Here is a 14,654-nt window from a genome sequence, read left to right as displayed (position 1 = left end):
TTGTTTTTTCGTATTCGCAACATCAACCAAACCATCATTAAGTTGTTTTTCCAACTTTTTGATGGTTTCTAAAGACTGATCATTCTGTTTGGCGAGCGCTTCCAAACTGGCTTGTTTTTCAGCAACAACACCCTTCGATTTCGTTAACTCATTGTTAAGTTCATCGATAACAACTTTATTATCAACCGACTTCACAACATTTTGTAACTGATCAATTTTCAGCTTGTTGGCTGCAATTTCTTCGCTAAGTTGATTAATCGTAGATTGTTTTTCAGTAATAATACGATTTAGCTCAGCAATACTTTTATTGTAATTGGTAAGCTTATTGACTAACTGGCCATCCGTTAAAAGCTTATTGTACGCAATTAACTCACCCACACCTTGCGCAATGCCAAGGCGATAAAGGCTTTTTAATTGTTGCTGCTCAATTAAGTTTGCCAACTGAGCTAAATAGGCAGCATTATCTGCCCCTGCTTTCTTCGTGAAATCAGAAGAATACAGACCAAGAGGATCAATAATAACTTGGTATTTGGCAAAATCTTTCGCCAAATACTTAGGATTCCATTGATTACTTTGCAGTAAGTATGAAGATGTCGGCTGGTAAGATGAAGGCTCAGTTGGTAACACACAAACCTCTGTAACAGGAGGAGTCACCGGCTCTGTTACTTGTGGTTGTGTTTTAGGCTCGACCTGCGTTTGTACCGTGGCGGTTACTGGCGCTGTAGTGTTTTGAGAATGAGACACCGTCGCCGTATTCGATACGTGCTGAGTGGCCTTTTTCTCTTTAGTATTCCTTGCATTAACCGTCTTGACTTGGCGGTTTTCTTTCGGCAGTGGAACTGGCGAAAGTGTGGATAAAACATCATAACCCTGGGCTTGTGATTTAACACTCAGCGGCACTTCGATAGGACGTGGCTTTGGCTTTTGACCTTCATTTTCAGATTGAAGGTAAGTATCAAAGTCATCGATGACATTGTTAAAACGATCCGCATAGGATGCCGATGAAAAACATGTCGAGAAGAGTGCCAGAGAGACACAAAGCCTTAGGTTAAGTCTCATAATCCATTAATTTTCTGCAAAGTTGATTCCGTTGACAGCACTGCGTTGTAACGCACCTTAGCACAAAGTACTTTTGTTTTAGACTCAATTGCCATTTGCAATAGTTCAATCGTATCTGGGCTAGCAGTTGCTTCGATTTGCTTATACAACTGATTGATTTCACTCACTTCCTTAAATGAACCAACCAGACGATTGTAATTTTCTGGTGATAATGTTTTCAATGAACTGAGTTCTTTAATACAGGTATTAAGTGGAGCAACGCCCGATTGCTCAGCACCATTTGGCGAGCGATCTAAAGCATTATTTAAAACATTTTGTGATTCAGGGTAAGAATTATCGACCTTACCGCTTTGTGAACTTTTCGTTGATGCTGTAGCTAGTTGAGAATCAGCTGATGCCGTATTTTGCGCGTTTGGACCAGAAACACAGCCAGAAAGTAAAACTGTGCTTACCGCAAGCAAAGATGCGACATAAAATTTATTTTTTAAAAACATATATTTACCTTACCAGTACTTTTCTTCGCTATTATTATGATGTCCTAGAAACCTAGTGTAAGCTAAAAACTTCTTATTTTCTATATAGTCGAATAGAGAAATAGAGTCTCCTCATAAATATAATGCATTTTTATTTTTCACTAATATAATTCCACGCTGCGGTGTCGTTATTTTAACGACAATAATACTCATCGCTACTCTAAATAAGATATCCTGCATTCCTATTTATTGGTTGTTTATCTCCATTTATTAACACCAAAAACACATCTCATTAGTAATAACTTAAAATGAGTAATGCCTATTTACTTTATCTATCCAGTTATCTACACGTGTTTTATCAAGTAAACCTAATTAGCAATGTCATATCAAAATCAATCAATTACAATCAAGTAGATTTACTCATTAAAAGACTTAAATTCTCTTAATCTGAAAAACAAAAAAGTGCTAACGCTCACCTTGATGATAAAAATAAGTATTAATGAAACAATACTCTACATTTATTAAAACCAGCGAAGAATAGCAGTTATCTTAAAAGATACAGGCATTCAATTAACGCACAACGTGATATAACTCAGCTTTTATTTGCTATAAAAGAAAAATACGACAAATTAATTGTAAGTTCACATAGGTTAATTAAATAGAACGGTGACAACGTATTGAGAGGTTCATGCCCAGCAATTTACTGGGCATGAAAAGCAAAATTTAAGCTTTGCTAGGACGTAATGCAGGGAATAAGATTACATCGCGGATAGTATGGCTATTGGTAAATAACATGACCATACGGTCAATACCAATACCTAAACCTGCTGTTGGCGGTAAACCGTGCTCTAATGCGGTGACGTAGTCTTCATCATAGAACATCGCTTCATCATCGCCTTCATCTTTCTGGCGAACTTGCTCAGCAAAGCGCTCAGCTTGGTCTTCCGCATCATTTAACTCAGAGAAACCATTACCGATTTCACGACCACCGATGAAGAATTCAAAACGATCTGTAATGAACGGATTTTCATCGTTACGGCGAGCTAATGGTGAAACTTCAGCTGGATATTCAGTAATAAATGTTGGCTGAATTAAGTGGCTTTCCGCAACTTCCTCGAAGATTTCACACTGAATACGACCTAAGCCCCAGCTCTTCTCAATCTTAATGCCAAGAGACTGAGCAATCGCAACCGCTTTGTCCATGTCATCCAGATCCGCAACATTGGTTTCTGGGCGGTATTTGCAGATAGCTTCTTTCATCGTCATTTTGGTAAATGGCTTACCAAAATCAAATTCTTGCTCACCATACTTCACAACCGTATTCCCTAACACTTTCTGCGTTAAGATACGGAATAAGTCTTCAGTCAGAACGATTAAGTCACGGTAATCCGCATACGCCATGTACAGTTCCATCATTGTGAATTCTGGGTTATGGCGTGGAGATAAACCTTCATTACGGAAGTTACGGTTAATTTCGAACACACGTTCAAAACCACCCACAACTAAACGCTTCAGATACAGTTCTGGCGCAATACGCAGATACATATCGATATCTAACGCATTATGGTGTGTGACGAATGGACGCGCAGAAGCCCCACCAGGGATGACTTGCATCATTGGAGTTTCAACTTCCATAAAGCCATGATCGACCATGAAATTACGAACTTCCGCTAAAATCTTAGAACGGATGATGAAAGTGTTACGAGATTCATCGTTAGCAATTAAATCAAGGTAACGTTGACGATAACGTGTTTCTTGGTCTGATAAACCGTGGAACTTGTCTGGTAATGGACGCAGAGCTTTGGTTAACAAGCGAACTTCATGACAATGAACAGTCAATTCGCCCGTTTTAGTTTTAAATAAACGACCCTTAGCACCCAGAATGTCACCTAAGTCCCATTTTTTGAACTGCTCGTTATAAATACCTTCTGGCAGATCATCGCGGGAAACGTAAATCTGAATACGACCACCAACATCTTGCAATGTTGCGAATGATGCTTTACCCATGATACGGCGAGTCATCATACGACCCGCGATAGTCACTTCAACATTCAGATCTTCTAACTCTTCTGCTGTTTTTTCACCAAATTCAGCGTGAAGCTTATCGGACACATTTTCACGGCGGAAATCATTTGGGAACGGAATACCCTGTTCGCGTAACGCAACCAGTTTTTCTTTACGGGCTTTGAGTTCGTTATTTAAATCGGGAGCGTGTTCTGCACCCTGTTGCTCTTGAGACATTTTTTCCTCACAGGCCAGCTTTTAAACTAGCTTCAATGAATTTATCCAAATCACCATCCAGCACGGCTTGCGTGTTACGCGTTTCCACACCAGTACGTAAATCTTTAATTCGCGCATCATCAAGGACGTAAGAACGAATTTGGCTTCCCCAGCCAATGTCCGATTTATTCTCTTCCATCGCTTGCTTATCTGCGTTCTTCTTCTGCATTTCCAGTTCGTACAACTTCGCTTTTAACTGGCGCATGGCTTGATCTTTATTTTTATGTTGCGAACGGTCGTTTTGACACTGAGTCACTATGTTGGTCGGTATATGGGTAATACGCACCGCTGACTCAGTTTTGTTAACGTGCTGACCACCAGCTCCAGAGGCGCGGTATACGTCGATACGCAAATCAGCAGGGTTAATTTCGATATCAATATCATCATCAACTTCAGGATAGATAAACGCTGAGCTAAATGAGGTATGACGACGGCCGCCAGAATCAAATGGGCTCTTACGAACCAAACGGTGAACACCCGTTTCTGTTCTTAACCAACCATAGGCATAGTCTCCGATGATTTTAATTGTCGCAGATTTTAAACCTGCCACATCACCATCGGACTCTTCAATAATTTCTGTTTTGAAGCCTTTTGACTCGGCCCAACGCAAGTACATACGCATGAGCATACTTGCCCAATCTTGCGCTTCAGTACCACCAGAACCTGCTTGTAAGTCAATGTAGCAGTCAGCACTATCATACTCGCCGGAAAACATACGACGGAATTCCAGTTGTTCTAACTTGCCTTGCAGTACGTCTAACTCGGCACCCGCTTCGTTGAACGTTTCTTCGTCATCAGCTTCTACCGCTAATTCCAATAAACCTTCTACGTCTTCGATACCTTGGGTCAGTTGGTCAATAGTCTCAACAATTGCCTCAAGGGAAGAGCGTTCTTTACCAAGCGCTTGAGCTCGTTCTGGTTCATTCCAGACATCCGGTTGCTCAAGTTCTGCGTTCACTTCTTCTAAGCGTTCTTTCTTGGCATCATAGTCAAAGATACCCCCTCAGAACCATTGTCCGTTCAGACAGGTCCTGAATCTTGCTTTTTACTGGGTTTATTTCAAACGTCATTTTCACTATCTTATAGTTGATCAATAAAGATAAATATTTCCATTCACGAACCGTTTAGTATAACGGAATTCCTGTCAGGTTTATAGGGCATCACTCCCCTATTTCTGTACGAATTGTATCGTCAGTTTAATCCGGCCAAATATGCTCAATCATCAATTGCACATTTCTATTGCCGCGAAATTCGTTCACATCCAGCTTAAATGCGATTTTAGCTTTTTTCACACTGTTGTCTGGCCATCGGCGAACATCAATATTAAACATGATACCATCGAGCATGGGTCCACCATTAACGGGCTCCAACATCAATTTCAAATGTTTTTCACCCACTAACTTTTGTTGTAATAACTGGAAATGTCCATCAAATACCGGTTCAGGGAAAGCCTGTCCCCAAGGACCACTTTCACGCAGTAATTCTGCTGTTTCTAATGACAGCTGATTACGCAATAGCTCACCGTCACTCCAGATCACACCTGATAACAGTTCAGGCTGAATAAGCTCCCCCATTAACGTCTCAAAGTGGTATTTGAAGGCGTCAAATTTACTCTCTTCAAGAGACAAGCCAGCCGCCATGGCATGTCCACCAAACTTTTGCATTAACCCTGGTTGCAGCGTATTCAAACGTTCAAGCGCATCACGCATATGTACACCTTGAACCGAGCGACCAGAGCCTTTTAATAACCCATCACCGGCGGGTGCAAAAGCGATGACAGGACGGTGAAACTGCTCTTTAATTCGCGATGCTAAAATCCCAACAACCCCTTGATGCCATTCAGGATGGTACAAAGCTAGCCCATTGGGTAATTGATTGTCGCTATATTCGATTTTATTAAATAACACCAAAGCTTCTTGCTGCATGCCTGCTTCGATTTCTCGACGAGTTTGGTTCAAACCATCAAGCTCATTAGCTAGCTCACGCGCATATGCCATATCATCCGTGAGTAGCAATTCAATACTCACCGACATATCATCGAGCCGTCCAGCCGCATTTAACCGAGGACCTAACGCAAAGCCAAAATCGTTCGCGACAAGACGAGACGCATCTCGCTTGGATACCTCAATTAACGCTTTGATTCCCGCGCAGCAACGTCCTGCTCTTACGCGATTTAACCCTTGATGCACTAAAATACGGTTATTGGTATCTAATGGCACCACATCAGCGACCGTGCCAAGTGCAACTAAATCGAGATATTCCGCTAAATTAGGTTCACTGATCCCTTGCTTTTCAAACCATTGCTGTTGGCGTAAGTGCGCCCTTAATGCTGACATTAAATAAAACGTAACCCCAACACCCGCCAATGATTTTGATGCGAATTGGCAGTCACTCAGGTTTGGATTGATGATAGCATCAGCTGTTGGTAGGATTTCACCCGGCAAATGGTGATCTGTAATAATCACCTTCATCCCATATTGATGAGCAGCATCGACCCCATCATGAGAAGAAATACCGTTATCTACGGTAATAATCAGGTCAGTTCCCTGCTTATAGGCTTCATCCACCACTAGCGGCGTCAAACCATAACCATTTTCAAAACGGTTAGGAACGATATAATTTAAATTCACATACCCCATGGCTTTCAGTGCACGAATAGCCAATGCAGTGCTGGTTGCGCCATCAGCATCAAAATCCCCTACAATGGTAATTTTTTGATGCTCCACCAGTGCGACATAGAGCAGCGTTAATGCATTCTCAACCCCTGATAATGAGCGATAATCTAGTAAATTAGAGGCTTTTCGCTCTAATTGGGCGATATCAGTGATCCCTCGAGAGGCATAAATACGCTGCAAAAGCTCAGGAATATTGGGTAATGCGGCAGCATCACCCGTTAATTCTCTTTGACGTAAAAAAGTTTCAACATTCACAATAATGATTATTTCTGTTCAAGTAATTGGAGTAATTCATCCGGTTTTAAAAAGCCAGGTAGCACTTGTCCGCTTGGCAAAATAATCGCTGGCGTGCCTGTTACTTTAAATAATTGACCTAATTTTAAATGATTACCTAAATCAATTTTACAGTCATCAATCATGGCAACCTCATCACCTTTAAATGCTTTCGTTAACGCATCTTGAGGTAAACCATTGCACCAAATGGATGCCATTTGTTTCGCCGTATCACTCTTCAGTCCTTGGCGTGGGAATGCTAAATAACGAACGGTAACTCCTTTACTGTTTAATTCGCCTACGGTTTCATGTAACTTTTTGCAGTAGCCACAGCTGATGTCCGTAAAGACGGTCACCACATATTTTTCATTAGGCGCTTTGAAAATGATCATTTCATTTTTTAGCGCTTCTACCTTCTTCAATAATGGTTGGTTACTGATATTTACAGGGACTTTGCCACTCAGATCATAAATAGGACCTTGCAATAAATATTTACCATCATCAGTCACATAGATAACGCCGTTATCCGTTTCTACCGTATTTAAACCCACAATTGGGGAAGGCTTAATAGACTCTACTTGCATATTATAATGTGCAAGTTTTTCGATAATCAGCTTCTCTTCTGTTGCTGCATAAACAGATGCCGTTAATGACGCGATGCAGGCGCCTAAAACAAGTAATTTGCGTTTCATATTTATCCTTTTCACCCATCACCCTCGAGGATGATGCTGCTCATGTAAAGCACGTAGTCGCTCAGTGGCAACATGTGTGTAAATTTGGGTTGTTGATAGGTCACTATGACCTAATAGCATCTGTACGACGCGTAAGTCTGCGCCGTGATTCAATAAATGGGTTGCGAATGCATGCCTTAATACATGAGGTGATAATGCTTCCCCATCAATATTTGCCAAAACGGCGTAATATTTTATTCGGTGCCAAAATGTCTGGCGGGTCATCTTTGTACCGCGTTTACTTGGAAAAAGCACGTCGCTGGTCTTTCCATTCAATAAGTCAGGGCGCCCTTCTGCAATGTATTTTTCCAGCCAATAAATCGCCTCTTCTCCCAGAGGGATCAAACGCTCTTTGTCACCTTTCCCCACAACACGCACAACCCCTTGCCGTAAACTGATATCCGAGAAGGTCAATCCCGTCAGCTCAGAGACGCGTAAGCCACAGGCATATAACACTTCTAACATCGCTTTGTCTCGTAATTCGAGCGAGTCCTCAGTTGCAGGCGCATTGAGTAAATCTTCGACTTGTTTTTCACTCAAATCTTTTGGCAATCGTTGCGGAATTTTAGGTGCTGCAATTACCGCAGAAGGGTCATCTGACCTAATTTTTTCACGATAAAAATATTGAAATAGCCTGCGTATCGAACTTAGCAAACGCGCCGAACTTGCAGCTTTATATCCACCGTCAATACGCTCTGCTAGAAAAGATTGCAAATCAATAGATTGAACGGTTTCTAAATGTAGCTGCTGCTTATCCAGCCACCGATCTAATGATTGGAGGTCATTACGATAAGATGCCAAGGTGTTTTCAGCAAGATCTTGCTCCAACCAAATTGTATCAAGAAACTGTTCAATTAATGGATTTAGTTGTTTACTTTCCACGCTAGATCCTATGCCTCTTTATTATTACCATGCAATCTATTATGCCTGATTGTAGCACCATCTGTTACAATACGTCCCTCGTGATAAAAACCAGCGCTGGATATAGTAAGAATATATATGAAAATAGGTCTTTTTTACGGCTCAAGTACCTGCTACACCGAAATGGTTGCGGAGAAAATACGCGACATCCTAGGTGATGATTTCATCACGCTCCATAACGTCAACGATACACCGCCAGAATTAATGGAGCAGTACGATGTTCTTATTTTGGGAATTCCTACGTGGGATTTTGGTGAAATTCAGGAAGACTGGCTGGAAATTTGGGAGGCGCTTCCCAAACTTAACCTTGTCGACAAAATGGTCGCCATGTATGGCATGGGTGACCAAGTTGACTATAGCGAATGGTTTTTAGATGCATTAGGTATGCTCTATCACCAACTAAAACCGACTGGCGCACAATTTATTGGTTTTTGGTCTACTGAAGGGTATGAATTTGAAAGCCCCAAACCACTGACTGAAGACGGTAAAATGTTTGTTGGTCTCGCACTCGATGATGTAAACCAATTTGAACAAACGGACGAGAGAATCGCCCAATGGTGTGAGCAGATCCTACAAGAAATTGAAGCTGCTCTTTAGAGATGAAGCGCAATAAACTGCAATATCAAATGTCGGGATATTGCAGTAATAATTGATTGAGGTTACGCCAATTTTCTTCGGACACTGAATCTTTCGCCACCCACAAACGCAGCTTCTGTGGCTTTCCTTGCAGTGCCTTAAGCGTCAATAAAATACCACAACGGCTACACCATGGTGCTTTGATTATTTCCCACTCATTCTTTTTCCATTGAAGCTTATTGCCATTCACCAGTACAGCAACGCCTTTCACTTTGCTAATGTTCTTTTGACTTTTTGCCCAGCTCGCCACTAAGATAACCAATAATGGAAGCCAAATCATCGAGTTACCAGGTTCCCATGGTGCAACAAGCAAAATGATACCCGCCCCCACATGGAGGCAGGTTGAAAAAAGCTGGGTTTTCCATGAAATGGAAAGATTAGATTTCCACAGGACCACGATTTTTATTTCTTTCTTGAATGAGTTTAATCATAGAGAATAGCTCTTCATCCTCCGGACGCCCGTGATTCATCAACCAATTGAACAAATCTGGATCTGGGCACTCGAGTAGACGCACAAAAATACGTTTATCGTGATCTGTCAGTTCGTCATATTCATGTTCAAAAAATGGCATGATAGAAATATCAAGCTCACGCATGCCTCTTCTGCATGCCCAATGAATTCGCGCCTTGTTATTGATATCGATTTGACTTTGCCCGCTAGGCATTCCATTATCCATTTCACTACGACCTTTTGTTGCAGTTGACTGATAAGATTGATTATTTTAAATACTCTATCAGATAATCTGTCAATAAAACATGCCACACTCTACATAGTTCACATTTTAGGTTGTAAAATACCGTTTTTCTACAAACTATTTACCCGCTTATGCTGAATAATAGGCTAATGAAACTTTAGTACCGTTTTAGGCTTGCAATGTGACCTAGCTATTTTACCATTAAGCACCATTATCAGATAAAGAACAACAGGTGAAATCATGACTTCTCATGTAGACAACACACTTCAGTTTCCCCTCAATTCTCAGTCTTTACCCCTTGTATTGATTTCACTGGAAAACTGGGAACTTATTCATCTTCACGGTGCCGACGCAGAAAAATATCTGCAAGGGCAAGTCACCGCGGATATTAGTACGCTTGAACATGCCCACACACTGACCGCACATTGTGACCCAAAAGGCAAAATGTGGAGTGACCTACGCCTATTCCATCATTTAGATGGTTTTTCTTATATTGAAAGACGCAGTGTCGCCGATGCCCAACTTGCAGAACTAAAAAAATATGCCGTTTTTTCTAAAGTCACTTTTGAGAAAAAAACCGAACTGAAATTACTGGGTATCGCCGGACAAGGCGCAAGAGAAGCACTAGCAGCTATTTTTGCCACATTGCCGGATCACCAAAATCAAGTGGTTGTTGATGGCAATAGCACCCTTCTGCATTTTGACCTCCCAGCAGAACGCTTCTTAATCATTACAGATGAGCCCATCGCACAAAAGATAACAGACACATTAAATGCACCACAGGTTTCTGACCAACAATGGTTAGCGCTTGATATTGAGGCCGGTCTCGCTGTTATTGACCAAGAGAATAGCGCTCAACATTTACCACAAGCAGCAAACTTACAGGTTATCCCTCACAGTATTAGCTTTAAAAAAGGCTGCTACACAGGCCAAGAAATGGTGGCTCGTGCCAAGTTCCGTGGTGCTAACAAACGAGCGATGTATTGGCTTACAGGTACAGGCTCAGCGCTCCCAACCATCGGCGAGGGTGTTGAATGGCAACTCGGTGAAAACTGGCGTCGTACAGGCACTGTTCTCGCGGCAGTACGTTTAGGTAATGGTGAGCTTAGCATCCAAATCATCATGAATAATGACATGGAAGCCGATAGCGTATTTCGTGTTATGGGAGATGAGCACAGTCGCCTAACAATTAGCCCACTCCCTTATTCTTTAGAAGAAGATAAATAATTGAGGTTTTTATGTCATCTGCAACAGGTACTAAGCCACAGAATATTTTGAATTTTGGGGCTTTTACCGAAGTCATCCAATTTTTAATGGAGCTCGATAAACTGAAAAGTGTTTATCGAAAAAATAAATTATTAAACCGTGAAAGACACGAAAACACCGCAGAACATAGCTGGCAATTTGCGGTTGCAGCAATGGCATTCGCACCTTATGTACCGGGCGTTAATCTGGAACGTGCCATTAAACTCGCCTTAGTACATGATATTGTTGAAATTGATGCTGGTGATGTCTTAGTCTTTGATAATGCTGCTCGTGATGCCATTCATGATGAAGAAGTCAAAGCGGCTAACCGCCTGTTTAACCTACTACCAAGCCCACAAAATGCGGAATTTTTAGCCTTGTGGAATGAGTATGATGCTGTTGAAACCTTGGAATCGAAATATGCCAATGCCATTGACAGAGCGATGCCAATGTTATTGAACTTGCATAATCAAGGTCAAAGCTGGGTTGAAAATCATATTCGCCATGAGCAGGTCGTCAGTAAGTGTGACTATATTCAAGAGATCCTGCCTGAGTTTTGGTTGCAACTTGAACAGCAATTAGAACAGGCACACCAAAAAGGATGGCTGCTGTAATTATAAAAACAGGCTACAGAAAAGGCAATCCCATAAAAAACGCCAGATCTTCATCTGGCGTTTTCATATTCAACACTGAGTAAATTAATTACATATACTCTTCAATAGGTACGCACGAACAATGTAAATGACGGTCCCCGTAAACATCATCAAGACGTTTCACCGCTGGCCAATATTTGTTCACTCGAGTTGCGTGAGATGGGAATACCGCCAATTCACGACTATAAGTATGCGCCCACTCTTCCGCTAATTCGGTTTGAACGTGCGGAGCGTTCACTAACGGGTTATCTTCCAACGTCCATTTACCTTGAACCACTTGGTCTATTTCATCACGAATAGCCAACATCGCATCGATAAAGCGATCAATTTCGACAATGCTTTCTGATTCAGTTGGTTCAATCATCAAGGTTCCCGCGACAGGGAATGACATGGTTGGCGCATGGAAACCGTAGTCAATCAAACGCTTCGCAATATCTAACTCACTGATACCTGTATCTTTCTTGATAGGACGTAGATCCACGATACATTCGTGAGCCACATAGCCTTCTTGCCCTGTATACAGAATGTCATAGCGAGCGGCTAAGCGTTTCGCGATGTAGTTAGCATTTAAAATAGCCACTTGGCTAGCTTTTCTAAGCCCGTGCGAGCCCATCATACGGATATACATCCAGCTAATAGGTAGAATAGAAGCGCTACCAAATGGTGCAGCAGAAACCGCGCCTTGCTCAGTCAACATTTCTTGCGTGACCACCGAGTGCCCAGGAACAAACGGTGCTAAATGTTTTTTCACACCAATAGGTCCCATACCTGGTCCGCCGCCACCATGAGGAATGCAGAAGGTTTTATGTAAATTCAAGTGAGACACATCCGCACCAATAAAACCAGGTGTTGTTAGACCTACTTGTGCGTTCATGTTCGCACCATCTAAATAAACTTGCCCACCATATTGATGAATAATTTCACACACTTCACGGATACTCTCTTCATAAACCCCGTGAGTAGATGGGTAGGTCACCATGACACAAGAAAGAGCTGTGCTGTGTTCCTTCGCTTTTTCACGGAGGTCAACAAGATCAATATTACCTTCATCATCACAACGCACAACCACGACTTCCATGCCTGCCATATGTGCAGATGCAGGGTTAGTTCCGTGTGCCGATGCGGGGATCAAACAGATATTACGCGCGCCTTCATTGCGGCTTTCATGGTAACGACGAATCGCTAACAGCCCCGCGTATTCACCTTGTGCCCCTGAGTTTGGCTGCATGCAAACGGCGTCATAACCCGTTAATTGCACTAACCAGTGAGAAAGCTGCTCAATCATTTGGTGATAACCTTGCGCTTGCTCTGGTGGGCAGAACGGGTGTAATTCACCAAATTCAGGCCATGTGATAGGGATCATCTCCGCAGAAGCGTTCAGTTTCATCGTACATGAACCTAATGGGATCATCGCTTGATTCAGCGCTAAATCCTTACGTTCTAAGCTATGCATGTAGCGCATCATTTCCGTTTCACTATGATAACGATGGAAATTTGGATGGGCTAAGATAACATCATCACGCAACATCGCGGCTGGAATAGAATTTGTGCCTTCTGAAACGAGCTTGTCTAATGCTTCAAAATCCAATTTTTTATCCATGCCAGTGATCACGAAGAACAACTCGTTCAGGTCATGACGTGAAGTGACTTCGCTAAATGTTACGCCCACCGCACCATGAATATCTGTGCGCAAGTTGACTTGTGCTTTTTCTGCGCGCGCTAATACTGCGGCTTTATCTGCGACTTCAATCGCGAGAGTATCGAACCACGTTTTATGACGAAGAGTAATACCCGCCTCTGTAAGCGCTTTGGCAAAAATAGAGCTAAAGCGGTGAATACGCTCAGCAATCAGTTTTAAACCTTCAGGACCATGATACACCGCGTACATTGCTGCAATGTTAGCGAGTAAAACTTGAGAGGTACAAATGTTAGAGTTCGCTTTTTCGCGGCGAATATGTTGCTCACGAGTTTGCATTGCCATGCGTAATGCTGTATGTCCTGCCGCATCACGGGAGACCCCGATAATACGTCCCGGCATCGCGCGTTTAAATTCATCTTTGCAGGCAAAAAATGCGGCATGAGGACCACCATAGCCCATTGGTACACCAAAACGTTGAGCGGAGCCAAAGACAATATCCGCACCTTGTTTTGCTGGTGCTGTCAGTAAAACGAGTGCCATCATATCCGCAGCCACACAACTGACGATATTTTTCTCTTTCAGCTTAGCAAACAGTTCACTGTAATCATGAATGTTCCCTGTGGTACCAACTTGTTGTAGCAATACACCAAATACCCCTTCATGCTCCAGTGCTTTTTCTGCACTATCCACAATCACTTCAAAACCGAAAGTACCCGCGCGAGTACGCACAACATCAAGTGTTTGAGGATGGATATCATCTGCAACGAAAAAACGCTCTGCGTTTTTCAACTTACTAATACGTTTTGCCATCGCCATGGCTTCAGCCGCCGCAGTCGCTTCATCCAATAAGGACGCTGAAGCGAGATCTAAGCCCGTCAAATCGATAGTGAGTTGCTGAAAATTCAGCAGGGATTCAAGACGCCCTTGAGAAACCTCAGGTTGATACGGCGTATAGGCCGTGTACCAGCCGGGATTTTCTAACAAATTACGCAAGATAACAGGGGGAAGTACTGCAGGGGCATAGCCCATACCGATGTAACTTTTATAGCGTTTATTAAGAGATGCGATGCCTTTTAGCTCGGCCAATGCCTCTTGTTCTGTAGCACCACCACCCACTCTTGGTGGTTCCGGTAGTAAGATTGCTTTTGGGACAATTTTGTCCATTAAATTATCGAGAGAGGTCGCACCAACAGTACCTAACATGGTTTTTATTTGTTGTTCTGATGATCCAATGTGGCGCGAGATAAATTCTGAACGGTTTTCTAGTTGACTCAGTGACATCGACATATCTGTGTTCCCATCCTTTTTGCCGTGCGTAGCGTAGGTTATAAGACTCTAGCGATGATAAGACCTATTTATAAACTGCGAGGTAAG

Annotated in this window: 13 protein-coding genes; 3 read left to right on the top strand and 10 right to left on the bottom strand. The window is 42.4% G+C overall.

What is annotated here, in order from left to right:
* From PR795_RS08380 to xerD, 7 genes are all read right to left on the bottom strand, one after another.
* Window positions 1-1,059: hypothetical protein (locus PR795_RS08380; RefSeq protein ID WP_272516794.1), on the bottom strand; the 1,059-nt coding region annotated here is incomplete at its 3' end.
* Window positions 1,056-1,553 carry a hypothetical protein gene (locus PR795_RS08375; RefSeq protein WP_036964165.1) on the bottom strand — a complete coding sequence of 166 codons (498 nt, stop codon included), beginning with the start codon at window positions 1,551-1,553 and terminating at the stop codon, window positions 1,056-1,058. The genes PR795_RS08380 and PR795_RS08375, both read right to left, overlap by 4 nt.
* 702 nt (window positions 1,554-2,255) lie before the next feature.
* Window positions 2,256-3,773 (bottom strand): lysine--tRNA ligase, encoded by a 1,518-nt coding sequence (gene lysS, locus PR795_RS08370; RefSeq protein ID WP_006658054.1) that lies wholly within the window; start codon window positions 3,771-3,773, stop codon window positions 2,256-2,258.
* 7 nt (window positions 3,774-3,780) lie between these two features.
* Window positions 3,781-4,882 (bottom strand): peptide chain release factor 2 gene (gene prfB / locus PR795_RS08365; protein WP_112860566.1). Its coding sequence is split into 2 segments (ribosomal slippage): window positions 3,781-4,803 and window positions 4,805-4,882, totalling 1,101 coding nucleotides; the frame shifts between segments, so codons are not numbered across the junction.
* Between the two features lie 126 nt (window positions 4,883-5,008).
* Window positions 5,009-6,742 (bottom strand): single-stranded-DNA-specific exonuclease RecJ, encoded by a 1,734-nt coding sequence (gene recJ, locus PR795_RS08360; protein ID WP_181480112.1) that lies wholly within the window; start codon window positions 6,740-6,742, stop codon window positions 5,009-5,011.
* 8 nt (window positions 6,743-6,750) lie between these two features.
* Window positions 6,751-7,452 (bottom strand): bifunctional protein-disulfide isomerase/oxidoreductase DsbC, encoded by a 702-nt coding sequence (gene dsbC, locus PR795_RS08355; protein WP_006658051.1) that lies wholly within the window; start codon window positions 7,450-7,452, stop codon window positions 6,751-6,753.
* 18 nt (window positions 7,453-7,470) lie between these two features.
* Entirely contained in the window at window positions 7,471-8,373 is a 903-nt protein-coding gene (gene xerD / locus PR795_RS08350; RefSeq protein ID WP_006658050.1) for a site-specific tyrosine recombinase XerD, read from the bottom strand.
* Window positions 8,374-8,490: 117 nt separating this feature from the next.
* Here xerD and fldB point away from each other — a divergent pair, with 117 nt between their 5' ends.
* Complete coding sequence (gene fldB, locus PR795_RS08345; protein WP_006658049.1) at window positions 8,491-9,009, top strand: flavodoxin FldB; 519 nt, start codon at window positions 8,491-8,493, stop codon at window positions 9,007-9,009.
* A 25-nt stretch (window positions 9,010-9,034) separates the two neighbouring features.
* On the opposite strand, the gene PR795_RS08340 is transcribed toward fldB, so the two are convergent.
* Window positions 9,035-9,445: a protein YgfX gene (locus PR795_RS08340; RefSeq protein WP_272516793.1), complete on the bottom strand. Its 411-nt coding sequence runs from the start codon at window positions 9,443-9,445 to the stop codon at window positions 9,035-9,037.
* Window positions 9,426-9,692, bottom strand: a complete 267-nt coding sequence (sdhE, locus tag PR795_RS08335; RefSeq protein ID WP_036968342.1) for an FAD assembly factor SdhE — start codon at window positions 9,690-9,692, stop codon at window positions 9,426-9,428. The genes PR795_RS08340 and sdhE overlap by 20 nt, the downstream gene beginning before the upstream one ends.
* A gap of 291 nt (window positions 9,693-9,983) precedes the next feature.
* Between sdhE and ygfZ the strand changes: the two genes are divergently transcribed.
* Together ygfZ and PR795_RS08325 are read left to right on the top strand one after the other, a co-directional pair.
* The gene (gene ygfZ, locus PR795_RS08330; RefSeq protein WP_181480113.1) at window positions 9,984-10,970 is read left to right on the top strand and encodes a tRNA-modifying protein YgfZ; all 987 of its coding nucleotides are present in this window, start codon (window positions 9,984-9,986) and stop codon (window positions 10,968-10,970) included.
* An 11-nt stretch (window positions 10,971-10,981) separates the two neighbouring features.
* Complete coding sequence (locus PR795_RS08325; protein WP_006658045.1) at window positions 10,982-11,602, top strand: HD domain-containing protein; 621 nt, start codon at window positions 10,982-10,984, stop codon at window positions 11,600-11,602.
* An 88-nt stretch (window positions 11,603-11,690) separates the two neighbouring features.
* Here PR795_RS08325 and gcvP read toward each other — a convergent pair whose 3' ends face one another.
* Complete coding sequence (gcvP, locus tag PR795_RS08320) at window positions 11,691-14,567, bottom strand: aminomethyl-transferring glycine dehydrogenase (protein WP_181480114.1); 2,877 nt, start codon at window positions 14,565-14,567, stop codon at window positions 11,691-11,693.
* Between the last annotated feature and the right edge of the window lie 87 nt (window positions 14,568-14,654).

Source organism: Providencia sp. PROV209 (assembly GCF_028479485.1).
GTDB lineage: Bacteria > Pseudomonadota > Gammaproteobacteria > Enterobacterales > Enterobacteriaceae > Providencia > Providencia alcalifaciens.
This window is presented reverse-complemented; position numbering and strand designations above follow the sequence as displayed.